At 74.6% G+C, this 17,170-nt stretch carries 17 protein-coding genes; 10 read left to right on the top strand and 7 right to left on the bottom strand.

What is annotated here, in order from left to right; all coding sequences use genetic code 11:
• Positions 1-28: 28 nt before the first annotated feature.
• Complete coding sequence (locus ACZ50K_RS02630; protein ID WP_468896568.1) at positions 29-331, bottom strand: hypothetical protein; 303 nt, start codon at positions 329-331, stop codon at positions 29-31.
• Positions 332-494: 163 nt separating this feature from the next.
• Here ACZ50K_RS02630 and ACZ50K_RS02625 point away from each other — a divergent pair, with 163 nt between their 5' ends.
• Positions 495-1,037: a hypothetical protein gene (locus ACZ50K_RS02625; RefSeq protein WP_468897183.1), complete on the top strand. Its 543-nt coding sequence runs from the start codon at positions 495-497 to the stop codon at positions 1,035-1,037.
• A gap of 19 nt (positions 1,038-1,056) precedes the next feature.
• Here ACZ50K_RS02625 and ACZ50K_RS02620 read toward each other — a convergent pair whose 3' ends face one another.
• From ACZ50K_RS02620 to ACZ50K_RS02605, 4 genes are all read right to left on the bottom strand, one after another.
• Positions 1,057-2,067: an LLM class F420-dependent oxidoreductase gene (locus ACZ50K_RS02620; protein ID WP_468896565.1), complete on the bottom strand. Its 1,011-nt coding sequence runs from the start codon at positions 2,065-2,067 to the stop codon at positions 1,057-1,059.
• A 115-nt stretch (positions 2,068-2,182) separates the two neighbouring features.
• Entirely contained in the window at positions 2,183-3,043 is an 861-nt protein-coding gene (locus tag ACZ50K_RS02615; protein ID WP_468896562.1) for a DUF5336 domain-containing protein, read from the bottom strand.
• A 98-nt stretch (positions 3,044-3,141) separates the two neighbouring features.
• Positions 3,142-4,200, bottom strand: a complete 1,059-nt coding sequence (locus ACZ50K_RS02610) for an N-acetylmuramoyl-L-alanine amidase (protein ID WP_468896559.1) — start codon at positions 4,198-4,200, stop codon at positions 3,142-3,144.
• A 154-nt stretch (positions 4,201-4,354) separates the two neighbouring features.
• Positions 4,355-4,999: a class I SAM-dependent methyltransferase gene (locus ACZ50K_RS02605; protein ID WP_468896556.1), complete on the bottom strand. Its 645-nt coding sequence runs from the start codon at positions 4,997-4,999 to the stop codon at positions 4,355-4,357.
• A 226-nt stretch (positions 5,000-5,225) separates the two neighbouring features.
• Between ACZ50K_RS02605 and ACZ50K_RS02600 the strand changes: the two genes are divergently transcribed.
• Both ACZ50K_RS02600 and ACZ50K_RS02595 read left to right on the top strand, forming a co-directional pair.
• Positions 5,226-7,403, top strand: coding sequence for an acyl-CoA dehydrogenase (locus ACZ50K_RS02600; protein ID WP_468896553.1), 2,178 nt, complete (start codon positions 5,226-5,228; stop codon positions 7,401-7,403).
• A gap of 21 nt (positions 7,404-7,424) precedes the next feature.
• Positions 7,425-8,615, top strand: a complete 1,191-nt coding sequence (locus ACZ50K_RS02595; RefSeq protein WP_468896550.1) for a lipid-transfer protein — start codon at positions 7,425-7,427, stop codon at positions 8,613-8,615.
• An 88-nt stretch (positions 8,616-8,703) separates the two neighbouring features.
• Here the strand turns inward: ACZ50K_RS02595 and ACZ50K_RS02590 are convergent, their stop codons facing one another.
• A complete protein-coding gene (locus ACZ50K_RS02590; RefSeq protein WP_468897181.1) occupies positions 8,704-9,066 on the bottom strand; it encodes a response regulator in 363 nt (120 codons plus the stop codon).
• Positions 9,067-9,321: 255 nt separating this feature from the next.
• Here ACZ50K_RS02590 and ACZ50K_RS02585 point away from each other — a divergent pair, with 255 nt between their 5' ends.
• The 4 genes from ACZ50K_RS02585 (at position 9,322) to ACZ50K_RS02570 (ending at position 12,647) form a co-directional block, all read left to right on the top strand.
• Positions 9,322-10,176, top strand: a complete 855-nt coding sequence (locus ACZ50K_RS02585; RefSeq protein ID WP_468896547.1) for a MaoC/PaaZ C-terminal domain-containing protein — start codon at positions 9,322-9,324, stop codon at positions 10,174-10,176.
• 62 nt (positions 10,177-10,238) lie between these two features.
• Positions 10,239-11,315, top strand: coding sequence for a Zn-dependent alcohol dehydrogenase (locus ACZ50K_RS02580; protein WP_468896544.1), 1,077 nt, complete (start codon positions 10,239-10,241; stop codon positions 11,313-11,315).
• A gap of 32 nt (positions 11,316-11,347) precedes the next feature.
• On the top strand, positions 11,348-12,289 hold the full coding sequence (locus ACZ50K_RS02575; RefSeq protein WP_468896541.1) for a 3-oxoacyl-ACP reductase: 942 nt from the start codon (positions 11,348-11,350) through the stop codon (positions 12,287-12,289).
• Positions 12,290-12,359: 70 nt separating this feature from the next.
• Positions 12,360-12,647, top strand: a complete 288-nt coding sequence (locus tag ACZ50K_RS02570; RefSeq protein WP_468896539.1) for a hypothetical protein — start codon at positions 12,360-12,362, stop codon at positions 12,645-12,647.
• A 10-nt stretch (positions 12,648-12,657) separates the two neighbouring features.
• On the opposite strand, the gene ACZ50K_RS02565 is transcribed toward ACZ50K_RS02570, so the two are convergent.
• Positions 12,658-13,905, bottom strand: a complete 1,248-nt coding sequence (locus tag ACZ50K_RS02565; RefSeq protein ID WP_468896536.1) for a hypothetical protein — start codon at positions 13,903-13,905, stop codon at positions 12,658-12,660.
• 259 nt (positions 13,906-14,164) lie between these two features.
• On the opposite strand from ACZ50K_RS02565, the gene ACZ50K_RS02560 reads away from it, so the two are divergent.
• From ACZ50K_RS02560 to ACZ50K_RS02550, 3 genes are read left to right on the top strand one after another with little or no spacing between them, the layout of a single operon-like run.
• A complete protein-coding gene (locus tag ACZ50K_RS02560; protein ID WP_468896533.1) occupies positions 14,165-15,022 on the top strand; it encodes a Nif3-like dinuclear metal center hexameric protein in 858 nt (285 codons plus the stop codon).
• A complete protein-coding gene (locus ACZ50K_RS02555) occupies positions 15,019-15,759 on the top strand; it encodes a zinc ribbon domain-containing protein (protein ID WP_468897179.1) in 741 nt (246 codons plus the stop codon). Before ACZ50K_RS02560 ends, ACZ50K_RS02555 begins: the two co-directional genes overlap by 4 nt.
• Positions 15,759-17,123 carry a bifunctional RNase H/acid phosphatase gene (locus ACZ50K_RS02550; protein WP_468896530.1) on the top strand — a complete coding sequence of 455 codons (1,365 nt, stop codon included), beginning with the start codon at positions 15,759-15,761 and terminating at the stop codon, positions 17,121-17,123. Before ACZ50K_RS02555 ends, ACZ50K_RS02550 begins: the two co-directional genes overlap by 1 nt.
• The last annotated feature ends 47 nt before the right edge of the window (positions 17,124-17,170 follow it).

Raw genomic sequence — 17,170 nt, 5'->3', positions numbered from 1 at the left:
GCGCGTGCGCCGCGTGCCGGACCCGCCGTCAGCGGCGGGCCAGGGCGCGCGCCACCCCGTGGCCGATCAGCAGGTAGACCACGGCGGCGAGGCCGTAGCCGAAGACCACCCGCGCCCACTCGGCGTCGAAGGTGAACAGGTCGTGGGACCATCCGGCGAGCCAGGTGGCCGCGTCGCGGAACCATTCGACCAGCTCGTTCGCCCGGTTGGCGTCGAGCAGGTACATCAGGATCCAGATGACGATGATCGCGGCGAGCACGTCGGCGACCAGCACCACCAGACGGGCCGCTCCGTTGCTTCCGCTGCTGCCACTGCTGCGTCTGTAAGCCATGACCCGCGTGTTGCCGGGAACGCCCATTCGAAACCCGGGCGGTGGCACCCCGGCGGCGGGGATCCCGGCGCCGGGACCCGGACGGCCGCTCCCGGGTCGCGGGCCCGCCGGACCCGGGTGAGGCTGCGGGGAGTACAGCCCACCCCGGAGGTCCGTCGTGCCCGTGCTCCCCACCGCCCGCTTCCGCCGCTCCCTGGTGGCGCTGCTCCTGTCCTGTGCGCTGCTGGCGGGAGCCACCGCCTGTGGCGGCAGCGACGACGAGGCCTCGTCCGGGGCCAGCCCCAGCAGCTCCGCCGAACAGCAGAAGTTCGCCAAGACCCGGTTCGTGGCGAACGCCGGACTGGCTGCGGGCGCGACCTACCAGTGGATCGTCAAGCCCTACCGCGAGGGCAAGTTCAAGCAGGGCGCGGACGGCCGCACCTTCGCGCTGGTCAAGGCCGGTCTGGCCGGGGCCTTCACCTACAACCGGCTGAAGGCGGCGGTGGGCAACGCCCAGGGCGACCCGCTGCTGTCCAAGGCGGTGGCCCCGCTGACCGCCGGGATCGACTCCCTGAAGGACCTCGGCACCAAGCTCCGCAAGGGCGAGGCCGGGGACGCGGACATCGGCAACTTCGAGAGCGTCATCAACAGCGTGAAGGAAGCGGGCAAGAGCGCGGGCGCCGAGGTCAAGGACCAGGTGCCGTCCACCTCGCAGCTCGGCGGCTGACCCGGCACCCCTCCCGGGATCAGGAGTTGAGCTCGGCCAGGACCCGCAGCGTCTGCGGGTCCGGGGCCGTCACCAGCAGGTCGGTGACCGGGCCCTTGCGCCACAGCTCCAGCCGCTCCGCGATCCGCTCCCTCGGTCCGACCAGCGAGATCTCGTCGGCGAAGGAGTCGGGGACGGCGAGCACCGCCTCCTGGCGGCGCCCGGCCAGGAACAGCTCCTGGATCCGCCGGGCCTCCTCCTCGTAGCCCATCCGGCCCATCAGGTCGGCGTGGAAGTTGCGGGCGGCGTGGCCCATCCCGCCGATGTAGAAGCCCAGCATGGCCTTCACCGGCAGCAGCCCCTCGGCCACGTCCGCGCAGACCTTGGCCCGGGCCATCGGCGCCACCATGAAGCCCTCCCGGAGGTCGGCGAGGGAGGCCTGGTAGGCGTCGGTGCGGGTGGGGGACCAGTAGAGCGGCAGCCAGCCGTCCGCGATCCGGGTGGTCTGGGCGATGTTCTTGGGGCCCTCGGCGCCCAGCAGCAGCGGCAGGTCGGCCCGCAGCGGGTGGGTGATCGGCTTCAGCGGCTTGCCGATTCCGGTGCCGTCGGATCCGGTGTACGGGTGCCGGTGGAAGCGGCCGTCGAGAGCGACGGGGGCCTCCCGGCGCAGCACCTGGCGGATCACGTCCACGTACTCGCGAGTGGCGGTGAGCGGGCTCGACGGGAAGGGCCGGCCGTACCAGCCCTCGACCACCTGGGGGCCGGACAGTCCCAGGCCCAGCATCATCCGGCCACCGGAGAGGTGGTCCAGGGTGAGGGCCTGCATGGCGGTGGCGGTGGGGGTGCGGGCGGCCATCTGCGCGATGGCGGTGCCCAGCCGGATTCGCGAGGTGTGGGCGGCGATCCAGGTGAGCGGGGTGAAGGCGTCGGACCCCCAGGCCTCGGCGGTCCACACCGAGTCGTAGCCGAGCCGCTCGGCCTCCACGGCCAGGTCGAGATGGGCCGGGTCGGGGCCGCGACCCCAGTAGCCGAGTGCCAGTCCCAGGCGCATGTGGATCCCCTCCGCCGAGCCGTCCGAGCCCATTTGACGATGCGTCAGGTGACTGTAGGGCAACGGCCCCTCGCCGGGAAGTGGCAAGGGGCCGTCGGGGCGTGCGGTGCGCGGGTCAGCCGCGCTGGATGCCCGAGGTGTCGTTCAGCACACCGCGGCGGCCGTCCTGGGTCTGCGCGATCAGCGCGTGCGGACCGCGCTGGTCCACCGCCAGGTACCAGGTGCCGGGGGCCAGTTCGGCGATCGGGGCGGGCGAACCGTCCTCCCCGAACAGCGGGCGGGCCACCGGAACGGCGAACCAGAAGGGGGTGAAGTCCGCTGCCGGGGCGGCCTGCTGCTCCTGGTGCGGTGCAGGGGTGTCCTGCGGACCGGGAGCCGGCGCGGGGGTGTCCTGGCCGCCGTAGGGGGGTACGGGCTGCGGGGTCGCGCCGTACGGCTGCTGGCCGCCGGGGTAGCCGTAGCCGGCACCGGGCTGACCGGGCTGGCCCGGCTGCTGGAACTGGCCGGGCTGGCCGCCGTACGGCGGGACGCCGGCCGGGGCCGGGGCCGCCGCGGGCAGCAGCGGACCGGCGAGCGCGGGCACCTTCTGCCCGGCGATCGCGAAGCCGGCCAGCGCCAGCGACGCCAGGAAGGAGAGGATCGCACCGGCGCCGAGGTCGACCCGGTCCGGAGCGACGATCATCGCCCAGAGGGCCGACCAGGCGGAGGCCACGGCGAGCACCGTGCCCCAGCCGGCCAGCGGAACGCCCAGCAGCTTCCTGCCCTCGGGCAGGAAACGGCCGGCCACGAGCAGCCCCGCGGCGACGAAGCCGAGCAGGAAGACCGTCGGCAGCGCCAGGCCGTAGGCGTCGGTGTCCCAGGCGCTGGGCAGGTCGAGGCCTTCGGCGGAGTAGTAATCGAGGAACGAGGCGATGAACAGCAGGACCGCTGCTCCGATCACCACGCCATCACCTCTGGTGAGGGAGCGGATGTTCACTTGGTAGGTGTCCTTATCGGTCTCGGTCGCGGGCGGGGACCATCGTACGGATGTTTCCCGGGCCCGAGCGGGTCGGGGCACACCGGTGCCCCGACTGCCTACCCGCCGAGGAACCCGACGATGCCGTCCGCGATGCCCTGGGCCGCCCGCTGCCGCCATTCGGGATTCGTCAGCAGCGCGGCGTCCTTGGCGTCACGCATATTGCCGCATTCGACGAACACCTTGGGGCGGGTCGAGAGATTGAGGCCGCCGAGATCGTCCCGGACCACCAGACCGGTGCCGCCGCCCACGTAGTTGGACGGGGCCATCGAGGTGTTCCGGACGTAGTTGCCGACGATCCGCTCGCCGAGCTCCCGGGAGGGGCCGACGATCGGCGCGGTGTCCGCGGACCCGCCCTTGACCCGGGCCGGGAGGATCACGTGGAAGCCCCGGTTCCCGGCCGAGGAGCCGTCGGCGTGCACGGAGACCACGGCGTCGGCCTTGGACTCGTTGCCGATCCGGGCCCGTTCGTCGATGCAGGGGCCGAAGGGGCGCTCCGCGGTGTGGGTGAAGACCACCCTGATGCCGCGGGCCTCCAGGGCGGTCCGCAGCCTGCGGGAGACGTCGAGGGTGAACTCCGCCTCCTTGTAGCCGGAGTTGGTGGTGGTGCCGGTGGTGTCGCACTCCTTGCGGGTGGTGCCGATGTCCACCTTCTGGTTGATCTCCCGGGAGTGCCCGAAGTTGCCCGGGTTGTGGCCGGGGTCGATCACCACGGTCCGGCCGGTCAGCGGGCCCTTGGCGGGGGCGGCGGCCCCGGGGCTCGCGCCGGTGCCCGCCGAGGGGCTCGTGCCGGGGGTGCCGGCCGGGCTCGCGGCCGGGCCCGGGGTCGCGGTGCCGGCGGGGCCGCCGGTGCCGGTGGGGGTGCCGGTCGCGGTCCGGCCCCCGTTGGCCTTGGCGTCACCGGGGGCGGTGCCGGGCTGCGGCGGGGCCCCGGCGGTGTGGCCGCCGGCGCCCCGCCCGTCGTCGGAGGACACCTGGACGAGCACCCAGCCCGCGAGGCAGAGGGGCGCGAGGACGGCCGCGGCCACGGCGAGCGTGGACCGGCGGGTGAACCACGGGCGGTCGGGGTCGACCGAGCCGGCGGATTCCGGGAGCGGGGGTCTGTCGTCGTACGGCACGCCGCGATGCTAGACGGCCGTGCGGCCCGGCGTACGGACCGTCGCCCATCCGGCGCCGTACGGCGCGTGTCCGGCCGGGCGGGGCCCGGGCCGGTGCCCCGGCCCGTGCCGCCGCCCCGGCCGGGCCGCCGGTTCGTCCCGCGGGGGCGGCAGGTCAGAGGCCGGGGGCGGTGCGGCGGAGCACGCGGAGGGAGTCGGTGGCCGAGGTCTCCTCGAAGGCGCCGGACTCCAGGGCGCGGCGGTAGATGCGGTAGGGGGCCTGGCCGCCGTCGGCCGGGTCCGGGAACACGTCGTGGATGACCAGGGTGCCGCCCTCGGCGAGGTGCGGGACCCAGCCCTCGTAGTCGCCGGTGGCGTGCTCGTCGGTGTGGCCGCCGTCGATGAAGACCAGGCCGAGCGGTCCGCCCCAGGCGGCGGCCACCTGCGGGGAGCGGCCCACCACGGCGATGACGTGCTCCTCCAGTCCGGCCCGGTGCAGGGTCCGGCGGAAGGTGGGGAGGGTGTCCATCAGCCCGACCTCGGGGTCGACCACCGTCGGGTCGTGGTACTCCCAGCCCGGCTGCTGCTCCTCGCTGCCCCGGTGGTGGTCCACGGTGATCGCGGGCACGCCGGCCGCCCGGGCGGCGTCGGCGAGCAGCAGGGTGGAGCGGCCGCAGTAGGTGCCCACTTCGAGGAGCGGCAGGCCGAGCGCGCCGGCCGCGGCGGCGGCCTCGTGGAGGGCGAGGCCCTCGTGGACGGGCATGAACCCCTTGGCGGCCTCGAAGGCGGCGAGGGTCTCCGGTGCGGGGGCGGCGGCCATGGGTTCCTCCGGCGGGGCGGGGCGGTGTGGGCGGGTGCTGGGCGCCCATGCTGCCCTACCGTCCGGTAGCGCGGCACAGGGGGTCGGGGATGCGCGGACGGCCGGCGGACCGGTGCCGGACCGGGGCAGGGCCGGGGCGGGACCGGTGCCGGACCGGGGGGGGCGAACGGGAACACGTTTCATTCTGACCTTCCGTCAGAATGAAACGTGTTCTAATCTGCCGCGCATGGGCATCGGAATCACGCACGAACACCGTGAACTGGCGGACTCCGTACGCGGCTGGGCGGCCCGCACCGTGCCCCCCGAGGAGGTCCGCAAACTGCTCGACGGCCCACCCCGCACCGGAATGAGACCGCACTGGTGGGACGGGCTCGCCGCACAGGGGCTGCTCGCCCCGCACCTGGACGGCGGCACCCTGCTCGACCTCGCCGTGGTCGTCGAGGAGTCCGCCCGGGCCGGACTCCCCGGCCCCCTGCTGCCCAACGCCCTCGCCTCGGCCCTGCTCCAGCGGGCCGCCGCCACCGGCCGCACCGGGACCGCCGAGGCCGCCGCGCTCGCGGCCGCCCTCGGCGACGGCAGCCGGATCGGCGCCGTGGCCCTGGGCCCCGGGGCGATGACCGCCGTCGCCGTGGAGGGCGGCGGCCACCTCCTGGACGGCACCGCCCCGCCGGTACTCGGAGCGGGCGAGGCCGACCTCGTCGTCCTGGCCGCCGAGGCCGCCCACGGCACCCTCTGGTTCGCGGTCGACACCGCCGCCCTCGACATCCGCACCCACGACAGCGCCGACCCGACCCGCCCCACCGCCGAGGTCCGGGCCCGCGGCGCCGCCGTCCCGCCCGGCCGGCTGATCGCCCTCGACGCGGCCCTGGTCCGCGACCTGGCCTGCGCCCTGTTCGCCGCCGACGCCTGCGGCACCGCCGCCTGGGCCCTGCGCACCGCCTCCGAATACGCCAAGATCCGGGAGCAGTTCGGCCGCCCCATCGGACAGTTCCAGGGCGTCAAGCACCTCTGCGCCGACATGCTGGTCCGCACCGAACAGGCCCGGGCGCTGGCCTGGGACGCCGTCCAGGCCGCCGCCGAGCCGCCCGAGGTCCGCTCCCTGGCCGCCGCGCTCGCCGCCGGCACCGCCCTGGACGCCGCCTACGGCTGCGCCAAGGACTGCATCCAGATCCTCGGCGGCATCGGCTTCACCTGGGAGCACGACGCCCACATCTTCCTGCGCCGGGCCCTGGTCGCCCGCCAGCTGCTGGGCTCCGGCGACGGCCACCGGGTCCGCGCCGTCCGGCTGGCCGCCGCCGGGGCCCGCCGCGAACTGCGCCTGGAGCTCCCCGAGGAGGCCGAGACCCATCGGGCCGCCGCCCGGGCCGCCATCGCGGACGCCCGGGGCCTGGACCCGGCCGCCGCCCGCCGGATCCTCGCCCCCACCGGCTACGCCGCCCCGCACCTGCCGCCCCCGTACGGGCTGGGGGCCGGACCCGCCCAGCAGCTCGTCGTCCAGCAGGAGCTGGCCGCCGCCGGGGTGAAGGTCGCCGAACTGGGCATCGCCACCTGGGTGGTGCCCTCCCTGCTCGCCTACGGCACCCCCGAGCAGCGGGAGGCCCTGCTGCTGCCCACCCTGCGCGGGGACCTCACCTGGTGCCAGCTGTTCTCCGAACCCGGCGCCGGCTCCGACCTCGCCGCCCTGCGGACCCGCGCCGAACGCGCCCCGGACGGCGGCTGGCTGGTCACCGGCCAGAAGGTGTGGACCAGTTCCGCGCACAGCGCCGACTACGGCATCCTCCTGGCCCGCACCGACCCGGCCGCGCCCAAGCACAAGGGCCTCGGCTACTTCGTGGTCGACATGAAGCGCACCGCCGGAATCGACGTCCGGCCGCTCCGGGAGATCACCGGGGAGGCCCTCTTCAACGAGGTCTACTTCGACGGGGCCCGGCTGCCCGCCGACGCCCTGGTCGGCGAGCCCGACGGCGGCTGGAAGGTGGCCCGCAACACCCTCGGCAACGAGCGGGTGCACATGGCCGACCAGATGAGTTTCGACACCGGCCTGTCGGCCCTGATCGCCCGCTCCGCCGACCTGGACGGGGCCCACCGGGCCCGGATCGGCGCACTGGCCGCCGAGGCCCACGCACTGGCCTGCATCGGCCTGCGCACCACCCTCCAGCAGGTGTCCGGACTGGAGCCGGGCGCCGGGGCCTCCGTCCGCAAACTCGTCCAGACCCCGCACCAGCAGCGGACCGCCGAGCTCGCGCTCGAACTGCTGGGACCGGCCGGCGCGGTGGCCGAGGGGGCGGGGGAGCGGGCCGTGCACGGGATGCTCATGTCCCGCTGCCTGACCATCGCCGGGGGCACCACCCAGGTCCAGCTGAACGTCGTCGCCGAGCGGATCCTCGGCCTCCCCAGGGACTAAGGGACTAGGAGTCTTCAGGACATGAAGTCGTACATCGTGGGCGTCGGCATGACGAAGTTCGAGAAGCCCGAATCACGGGACTGGCAGTACTGGGACATGGCGAAGGAGGCCGGCTCGGCGGCCCTGGCCGACGCCGGGATCGACTACGGGCTGGTCGAACAGGTCCCGGTCGGCTACTGCTTCCAGGCCTCCACCGCCGGACAGCGGGCCGCGTACGAACTGGGCCTGACCGGTGTCCCCGTCTACAACGTCAACAACAACTGCGCCACCGGCTCCACCGCGCTGATGATGGCCCGCCAGTTCGTGGAGGGCGGTGTCAGCGACTGCGTCCTCGCCCTGGGCTTCGAGAAGATGAAGAAGGGGGCGCTGGGCGGCGGCGCCGACGGCGGGGACTTCAAGACCTCCCCGGTGGCCCGGCACTACGGGATCATGGCGGCCGGCCACGGCTTCGAGATGTCCCCGCCCACCGCCCAGATCTTCGGCAACGCGGCCCGCGAGCACATGGACCGCTACGGCACCACGGCCGCCCAGCTGGCCGCGGTCGGGGCCAAGAACCACCGGCACTCGGCGAACAACCCCAACGCCCAGTTCCAGGACGAGTACACGGTGGCGGAGATCCTCGCCGCCAAGGAGATCCACCGGCCGCTGACCAGGCTCCAGTGCTCGCCCACCTCGGACGGGGCGGCGGCCGCCCTGGTGGTGTCCGAGCGGTTCGTGGTCGCCCACGGGCTGCACGACAAGGCCGTGGAGATCGCCGCCCAGGCGATGACCACCGACACCCCCGCCTCCTTCTCCTCCGGATCCTGCATCGACGTGGTCGGCAAGCCGATGACGGAGGCCGCCGCCCGCGCCGTCTACGAGCGGTCCGGGCTGGGCATCGAGGACGTGGACGTGATCGAGCTGCACGACTGCTTCTCGGTCAACGAGCTGCTGACCTACGAGGCGCTGGGCATGTGCGAGGAGGGCGCCTCCGGGAAGCTGGTGGAGTCCGGGGCCACCACCTACGGGGGCCGCTGGGTGGTCAACCCCTCCGGCGGGCTGATCTCCAAGGGGCACCCGCTGGGCGCCACCGGGCTGGCCCAGGCGGCGGAACTGGTCTGGCAGCTGCGCGGCACCGCAGGCCCCCGCCAGGTGGACGGCGCCCGGGTGGGCCTGGCCCACAACATCGGCCTGGGCGGCGCGGCCGTGGTCACCCTGCTGCGCCGCCCCTGAACCCCACCGGCCCGAACCCCACCGGCCCGAACCCCACCGGCCCGAACCCCACCGGCCCGAACCCCACCGGCCCGAACCCCTCCGGCGCTCAGGCCCGGGGCGTCAGGGCCGGGTCCACGACCGTCTCGCCCCGGGCGGCGCGGCGGAGCGCCTCGGCGAGTTCGCCGACCGGGCCGTCACGCACCACCAGCCCGGCGGCTCCGGCCGCCATGACCGCGTCCAGCAGGCCCGGGCGGGCCGATCCGGTGGCGACCAGGGCCCGGCAGTCCGGGTCCTCGGCCGCCAGCGCGGTGACGGCCGCCGCCGAGTCGACCAGGGCCACCTGGGGCCGGGCCGCCGGGGAGGCCACCACCTCGATGTCCGGCTGGAGGCCCAGCAGGACCGCCAGCGGCGGGTCCGGCGGGACCAGCAGCACCCTCAGAGACCTCACCGGGCGCTGGTCCCGGGGCATTTCGTCCACCCGGCCAGGGTAGGCGAGCCGGTGCCCGGATCCCGGGAACCGAAGACATCTGACGTGATGTCAGGAGTCTTCCCAACTCCCGGGGGGTGCGTTATACATTCCCTCACCGGAACGGATAGAACGCGTTCTAGAAGAGTGCGGGAGCGCGTGAACGGCTCCGTCTCCGGTCCGCATACGACCTCGGTGCGGCCGACGGTGCGGACGGTCGCACCGAGGTCTTCCAAAGGAACAAGGAGCAGCATCCTCATGCCGATCGATGCCGCAAAGGCCCTCGCCGCCGATCCCCGCCAGGCCACCATCGGCTGGGACCACAAGGACATCCAGCTCTACCACCTCGGCCTCGGCGCCGGCCTGCCCGCCCTCGACCCCGACGAGCTGCGCTACATCCTCGAATCCAAACTGCACGTCCTGCCCAGCTTCGCCACCGTCGCGGGTGCCGGAATGGCGATGCTCGGCGGACTCGGGCAGCCGGGCATCCAGGTCGACCTGGCGGCCGTCCTGCACGGCGGGCACTCCATCGAGCTGCACCGGCCCATCCCGGTCAAGGGCGAGGCCACCTCCAGCTCCAAGGTCGCCGCCGTCTACGACAAGGGCAAGGCGGCCGTGATCGTGCTCCGTTCCGAGGTCGAGGACGCGGACGGCCCGCTGTGGACCTCCGACGCGCAGATCTTCGTACGCGGTGAAGGCGGGTTCGGCGGCGAGCGCGGGCCCTCCGAGCGGATGGAACTGCCCGACCGGGCACCCGACCGGACCGAGGAGCGGCTGATCCGCGAGGACCAGGCGCTGCTCTACCGCCTCTCGGGGGACTGGAACCCGCTGCACGCCGACCCGGAGTTCGCCAAGCTGGCCGGCTTCGACCGGCCCATCCTGCACGGCCTGTGCTCGTACGGGATGACCCTCAAGGCCGTGGTCGACACGGAGCTGGACGGGGACGTGTCCCGGGTCCGCGCCTACCGGACCCGGTTCGCCGGGATCGTGTTCCCCGGCGAGACCCTCCGGATCCGGATGTGGCGGCTGGAGGGCCGCGTCCAGGTCACCGTGACCGCCGCCGACCGGGACGACGCGCCGGTCCTCGCCGACACCGTCGTCGAACACGTGTAGGTCAAGGTCACCCCCGAGTTCCCCGCCCGCAGCCCAGTACACGGACCAGAAGGAGCCGCACCGTGCGCGCAGCACTGCAGAGCGAGATCGGCCAGGACAAGCTGGAAGTCGTCGACGACATGGAGGCCGTGGGCTTCGGCCCCGGCAAGGTCAGGATCCGGATCAAGGCCACCGGACTCTGCCACTCCGACCTCTCCGCGATGAGCGGGGTGCTGCCGCAGCCGGCCCCCTTCGTCCCCGGCCACGAGGGATCCGGGGTGATCACCGACGTCGGCGACGGGGTCACTGGCCACCGGATCGGCGACCGGGTCCTCGTCTGCTGGCTGCCGCCGTGCGGCCGCTGTCCCGCCTGCACCCGGGGCCAGGGCCACCTGTGCCTGGAGAGCTTCGGGAACGTGGCCACCCCCAACTTCCGCCGGGCGGGCGGGGACATCTTCGGCTTCGCCGGCACCGGCACCTTCTCCGAGGAGGTGGTGGTCCCGGCCGGCTGCGCCATCCCGATCCCCGAGGACGTCCCCTTCGACATCGCCGCCCTGATCGGCTGCGGGGTCACCACCGGACTCGGCGCGGCCATCAACACCGCCAAGGTGGAGGCCGGCTCCTCGGTGGCCGTGGTCGGCTGCGGCGGGGTCGGGATCTCCGTGATCCAGGGCGCCAAGGTGCAGGGCGCCGCCCAGATCATCGCGGTGGACCCGGTGGCCTCCCGCCGCGAGGCGGCCCTGCGGTTCGGCGCCACCGAGGCCGTGGCCCCCGAGGCCTTCGACGACGCCAAGAACCGGATCACCTCGGGCGAGGGCTTCGACTACGTCTTCGAGGTGGTCGGCAAGTCCGCCACCACCCAGACCGCGTACGCGATGACCCGGCGCGGCGGCACCGTCTGCGTGGTCGGCGCGGGCGCGCTCGACGACAACTTCCAGATCAACATGTTCTCGCTGTTCTTCGACGAGAAGCGGATCCTGCCCTCCATGTACGGCGGCGGGGACGTGCTGCGCTCCTACGACCGCACGATCGCGCTGTGGCGGGCCGGCCGCGTCGACCTGGCCGGGCTGATCACCCACCGGGTGCAGCTCGCCGAGGTCAACGACGCGCTCGACCAGATGCGCACCGGCACCGCCCTGCGCACCTGCATCGAACTCTGACCGACCGAGCCGCACCGAGAGGAACCGCACGGATGTCACTGCCACTTGAGGGACTCTCCGCCATCGTCACCGGCGCCGGCCGGGGCCTCGGCCGGGCGGAGGCGATCGAGCTCGCCCGGCTCGGCGCGAGCGTGGTCGTCAACGACTTCGGGCAGCCGGGCCGGGACGGCTCCGGGGAGGCCTCGGCCGCGCCGGCCGAGGAGGTCGCCGAGGAGATCCGCGCGGCCGGCGGCCGCGCGGTGGCCCATCTGGGCGACGTGGCCGACTTCGCGCAGGCCCGGGAGCTGGTCGAGCTGGCCGTCGGCAGCTTCGGCAAGCTCGACATCCTGGTCAACAACGCGGGGATCCTGCGGGACCGGATGGTGTTCTCGATGTCCGAGGAGGAGTGGGACTCGGTGATCCGGGTCCACCTCAAGGGCCACTTCAACACCACCCACTTCGCCTCGGCGCACTGGCGGGAGCGGTCCAAGGCGGCGGGCGGCCCGGTCTACGGCCGGATCGTCAACACCTCCTCGGAGGCCTTCCTCGGCGGCTCCGCCGGCCAGCCGAACTACGCGGCCGCCAAGGGCGGCATCGTGGGGCTCACCACCTCGACGGCCCTGGCCCTGGCCAAGTACGGGGTCACCGCCAACGCGATCTGCCCGCGTGCCCGCACCCGGATGACCGAGGACGTCTTCGCCGGCTTCCAGGTCCCCGAGGAGGGCAGGCTGGACCCGCTGGCCCCGGAGCACGTGGCCCCGCTGGTCGGCTATCTGGCCTCGCCGGCCGCCGCCCGGGCGAACGGGCAGCTGTTCGTGGTGCACGGCGGGATCGTGGTCGTCATGGAGCGCCCGCGGGTGGCCGCCAAGTTCGACACCGCGAAGGAGTCCTTCTCCTTCGAGGAGCTGGAGGAACTGCTCGGCGCGCACTACGCCTCCCGCCCGGAGGGCGAGACCTTCGCGGCGGCGGAGGTACTGGGCCTCAAACACGGCTGATCCGGGCCGACCAGGGCCGACCGCGGCCGATCCGGTGGGCCTACGGAGGGCGTCGGGGCACACTCGGGGCATGAACCCGCCCGCCGAGTGCCCCGACGCCCTGTTGCGTGCCACCGTCGTGTCGATCGTCCGCCGGACGGCGGAGGACCTCGGGCCGACCGGTCCGCTGCGGTCGGTGCTCGAACTCATCGACAACGACGAGGCGGAGCTCGCCCTGGACCAGCTGGCGCGGAGCGTGGCGTACCACCGGATCCCGGTGCTGCGGGAGGAGTACGAACGGCTGGTCGCCGAGGCGGCCCGGCTGGACTGCGCGGACTCGCTCGCCGAGACGGGTTTCGAACGGTTCGTCCTGGGGTGAGGGTGCCCCGTCAGGTGCGGGCGGCCAGCGGGGCCTGCTGGAGGGGGACCGGGCGGGCGGCCGCCGGGGCCGGCTCCGGGTCGGGGGCCAGCCGGACCGCGGGCGGCGGGGCCTGGGGGATGTTCAGCGCGGCCACCCCGCAGGGCACCTCCGGGGTGGCGAAGGGGAGCCGCAGACGGCCCTCGCGGGTCCACAGGCCGGCCCCGCCGAGCCAGCCGGCCGGGCCGCCGAGCCGGAAGACACGGCGGTCGGCGGGCCGCCACAGGGCCAGCGCCTCGCCCGTCCCGCCGAAACCCGTCCCGCCGTATCCGGTGCCGCCGGAACCCGTCCCGTCCGGCCCCGTGCCGTCCGGGCCCTCGGCGGCCGGGGTGTGCAGGCGGAGGGCGACGGCGCAGTCCTCCGGCATCAGGGCCTGCCCGGGCTGCACCGCGAACGGCACCGCGGTGGCCCCCTCCGCCCGCAGGCACTCCGGGAACCGGATCGGCCGCGCGCTGCCCAGCACCCCCCAGCCGATCCGCGGTTCGCCGGGCGCGTCCGAGCGGACCAGCAGCAGACCGCTCTCCGGATCGGCCAGCAGCAGCCGGTCCTCGCTGGTCTCGGAGATCTGGAGCAGCGGGGACACCTCTCCGCCGCGCCCCAGGTCCACCGCCACGGCCTTCACGGTCCCGCCGAGCTCGCGGTCCAGGGCGAGCAGCCGGCCGCCCCGGTCCAGCCAGACCCCGCCGGAGCAGCGGCCGGGGATCCTGGCCACCGGTTCCGGCGCCGGACCGCCGCCGGCCACCCGCCACACCACGCTGGAGTCCCCGATCACGGCCAGGGCGTAGGCCCGGGTGCCGTCCGGGGAGGGCGGCAGCAGGCCGACCCGCAGCCCGTCTATGGCCCCCAGGGCGCCGAGCGGCAGCTGGCCGGTCCGCGGGCCGGTGGGGTAGAGGAGGGCGAAGGCGTGCCGGTCGGCCACCCGCCGGTGGATCAGCACCCGGCCGTCGGTCAGCGGCAGGAGCTCGCTGTCCGCCTCCTCGGGCTGGTCCAGCGGGAGCGGCACGGCGTAGGGCTCCGGTCCGTCCAGGGTCCAGCGCTCCGGGTAGCGGGCCTCGCCGTGTCCGGCGAGCCGGGCGGCGTAGGAGCCGTCCGCGGCGATCGTGAACGGGGTCGGCCCGGGGGGTCCGGACGGCCCGGCGGTCACGGGGGTCACCGGGGTCACTGGGGTCTCGGGAGTCACCGGGGCCTCCTCGGCAGTAGCCACAGCACAGGCAGTCATCTGTGCGTCACCTCCGGTGAGGAAGCTAGTTTTCGCCGTTCCCGCCGGACAACACGACCCCTCCCGCTTCACACATAAGGGTGGCCGGTCCGGGATTCGGCTGTGGTCGGGGAGGTGATTGTGCTGTGCGGTATGCGGATGATCGGGGCGAGCGGGGAGGAACCGGGCGGCTCCGGGACGGTGGGCCGGGTCCCCGGGCGGCCCGGTCCGCCCCCGGCCGCCCGGGCGGGGCGGCCGTGGCGGACGGTAGCCTTGCCCCGTGCCCCGTCTCGCTGAAGTCATCGCCGCGCTCGACGCCCTCTGGCCCCCGGCCCGGGCCGAGGGCTGGGACGCCGTGGGCACCGTCTGCGGGGATCCGGAGGCCGAGGTCTCCCGGGTGCTGTTCGCCGTCGACCCGGTCCAGGAGATCGCCGACGAGGCGGTGAAGCTGGGCGCCGACCTGCTCGTCACCCACCACCCCCTCTATCTGCGCGGCACCACCACGGTGGCGGCCGACACCTTCAAGGGCCGGGTCGTGCACACGCTGATCAAGAACGACATCGCGCTGCACGTGGCCCACACCAACGCCGACACCGCCGACCCCGGGGTCTCCGACGCCCTGGCCGGCGCCCTCGACCTGCGGGTCACCGGCCCGCTGGTGCCGGACCCCACCGATCCGGCCGGCCGCCGGGGGCTGGGCCGGATCTGCGAGCTGGACCACCCGGAGACCCTCCGCGAGTTCGCCGCCCGGGCCGCCGCCTGGCTGCCGCCCACCGCGCAGGGCATCCGCGCGGCCGGCGACCCCGACGCCCTGATCCGTACCGTCGCGGTCAGCGGCGGCTCCGGCGACAGCCTCTTCGAGCAGGTCCGGGCCGCCGGTGTGGACGCCTTCCTCACCGCCGACCTGCGCCACCACCCGGTGTCCGAGGCCCGCGAGCAGAGCCCGCTCGCCCTCGTCGACGCCGCCCACTGGGCCACCGAGTGGCCCTGGTGCGAGCAGGCCGCGGCCCAGCTCGACGCCATCTCCGAGCGCAACGGCTGGGGCCTCCGCACCCATGTCTCGCGCACGGTCACCGACCCCTGGACGGCCCACGCGCCGTCCGCCATCACACCCTCTATCCCTGGAGCCCCCAACTGAACGCCGAGCCCGCCGACCAGATCCGACTTCTCGACGTCCAGGCCCTGGACACGCGGCTGTCGCAGCTCGCCCACAAGCGCAAGTCGCTGCCCGTGCACGCCGAGCTCGACTCGCTCACCAAGGACCTGACCTCGCAGCGGGACCTGCTGGTCGCCGCCCAGACCGAGGAGAGCGACACCGCCCGCGAGCAGACCAAGGCGGAGCAGGACGTCGACCAGGTCCGTCAGCGCGCCGCCCGCGACCAGCAGCGTCTGGACGCCGGCACCGGCTCGCCCCGGGATCTGGAGAACCTCCAGCGCGAGGTCGTCTCCCTGGCCAAGCGGCAGGGCGACCTGGAGGACGTGGTCCTGGAGGTCATGGAGCGCCGCGAGTCCGCGCAGGAGCGGGTCGCGGAGCTGACCGACCGGGTCTCCGCCCTCCAGTCCAAGGAGGACGACGCGACCGCCCGCCGGGACGCGGCCACCGCCGAGATCGACGCCGAGGTCGCCGCGGTGACCAAGGACCGCGAGATCGTCGTCGGCTCCGTGCCGGCCGACCTGATCGCCCTCTACGAGAAGATCCGCGCCAAGCAGGGCGGCGTCGGCGCGGCGAAGCTCTACCAGAAGCGCTGCCTGGGCTGCCAGCTGGAGCTGGACCTCTCGGAGATCAACGAGATCAAGGCGGCCGCGCGGGCCGCGGTCGTGCGGCACGAGAGCTGCGGCCGCATCCTCGTCCGTACGGCCGACTCGGGCATCTGATGCGGCTGGTGGTCGAAGCGGACGGCGGCTCCCGGGGCAACCCGGGGCCGGCCGGCTACGGCGCGGTCGTCCTGGACCCGGTCACCGGTGAAACCCTCGCCGAGCGGGCCGAGTTCATCGGTGTCGCGACCAACAACGTGGCCGAGTACAAGGGTCTGATCGCCGGACTCCAGGCGGCCGCCGAACTCTCCGCCGACGCACAGGTGCTGGTCCGGATGGACTCCAAGCTGGTCGTCGAGCAGATGTCCGGCCGCTGGAAGATCAAGCACCCGGACATGAAGCCGCTCGCGGCGGCGGCGGCCCGTGTGCTGCCGGCCTCCCAGGTCCGGTACGAGTGGATCCCGCGCGAGAAGAACAAGCACGCGGACCGGCTGGCCAACGAGGCGATGGACGCGGGCAAGCGCGGCAGGCAGTGGGAGCCCTCCGGCTCCTCCGCCGCCCTGGACCGAGGCGCGGCCCGCTCGTCGGCCGCCGCCCCGCCGCCGGCCGGTCCGCCCGGCGACCAGGCCGCGGGCGCGGCGGCGGCCCGGGCCGCGCTGGCCGGCGCCCCCTCCCGCACCCGCACGAGCACCGGTACCAGCACGGGCGCGGGCACCGGCCTCCGGCCGGACGGCCCGGTGGCCCAGGCCGACCTGGACCGGGAGGCCGCCCGGGCGGCCGGCGCACAGGTCCCGGCACCGGCCCGGCCGGCCGCCGGCACGGCCGTCCCGGCCCAGGGCTGGGGGGTGTCGCCCGACCTCGGGGCACCCGCCACCTTCGTCCTGCTCCGGCACGGGGAGACCGCGCTCACCCCGGAGAAGCGGTTCTCCGGCAGCGGCGGCACCGACCCCGAGCTCTCCCCGGCCGGCCGCCGCCAGGCCGAGGCCGTCGCCGCCGCCCTGGCCGCCCGGGGCACCGTCACGGCCGTGGTCAGCTCCCCGCTGCGCCGCTGCCGGGAGACCGCGCAGGCGGTCGCCGACCGCCTCGGACTGCCCGTCACCATCGAGGACGGGCTGCGCGAGACCGACTTCGGCGCCTGGGAGGGCCTCACCTTCGCCGAGGTCAAGGAACGCTTCCCGGAGGACCTCCAGGCCTGGCTGGGCTCCGCCAAGGCCGCCCCGACCGGCGGCGGCGAGAGCTTCACCCAGGTCACCCGCCGGGTCTCGGCCGCCCGGGACCGGCTGCTCACCGAACACGCGGGCCGCACCGTGCTCCTGGTCACCCATGTCACCCCGGTGAAGACCCTGGTCCGGCTGGCCCTCGGCGCCCCGCCGGAGTCGATGTTCAAGATGGAGCTCTCCGCCGCCTCGGTCTCGGCGGTGGCCTACTACGCGGACGGCAACGCCTCGGTACGGCTGCTCAACGACACCTCCCACCTGCGCTGACCCGCCGGTGACAGACCGAGGGCCCCGCACACGCCGTGTGCGGGGCC

Source organism: Streptomyces sp. NPDC033845 (assembly GCF_055576225.1).
This window is presented reverse-complemented; position numbering and strand designations above follow the sequence as displayed.

Bases quoted from the DNA above. Each gene is read 5' to 3' on its own strand.
- ACZ50K_RS02630 (WP_468896568.1), bottom strand. From the start codon at position 331: ATGGCTTACAGACGCAGCAGTGGCAGCAGCGGAAGCAACGGAGCGGCC.
- ACZ50K_RS02595 (WP_468896550.1), top strand. From the start codon at position 7,425: ATGAAGTCGTACATCGTGGGCGTCGGCATGACGAAGTTCGAGAAGCCC.
- ACZ50K_RS02575 (WP_468896541.1), top strand. From the start codon at position 11,348: ATGTCACTGCCACTTGAGGGACTCTCCGCCATCGTCACCGGCGCCGGC.
- ACZ50K_RS02600 (WP_468896553.1), top strand. From the start codon at position 5,226: ATGGGCATCGGAATCACGCACGAACACCGTGAACTGGCGGACTCCGTA.
- ACZ50K_RS02585 (WP_468896547.1), top strand. From the start codon at position 9,322: ATGCCGATCGATGCCGCAAAGGCCCTCGCCGCCGATCCCCGCCAGGCC.
- ACZ50K_RS02605 (WP_468896556.1), bottom strand. From the start codon at position 4,999: ATGGCCGCCGCCCCCGCACCGGAGACCCTCGCCGCCTTCGAGGCCGCC.
- ACZ50K_RS02550 (WP_468896530.1), top strand. From the start codon at position 15,759: ATGCGGCTGGTGGTCGAAGCGGACGGCGGCTCCCGGGGCAACCCGGGG.
- ACZ50K_RS02565 (WP_468896536.1), bottom strand. From the start codon at position 13,905: ATGACTGCCTGTGCTGTGGCTACTGCCGAGGAGGCCCCGGTGACTCCC.
- ACZ50K_RS02570 (WP_468896539.1), top strand. From the start codon at position 12,360: ATGAACCCGCCCGCCGAGTGCCCCGACGCCCTGTTGCGTGCCACCGTC.
- ACZ50K_RS02620 (WP_468896565.1), bottom strand. From the start codon at position 2,067: ATGCGCCTGGGACTGGCACTCGGCTACTGGGGTCGCGGCCCCGACCCG.
- ACZ50K_RS02590 (WP_468897181.1), bottom strand. From the start codon at position 9,066: ATGCCCCGGGACCAGCGCCCGGTGAGGTCTCTGAGGGTGCTGCTGGTC.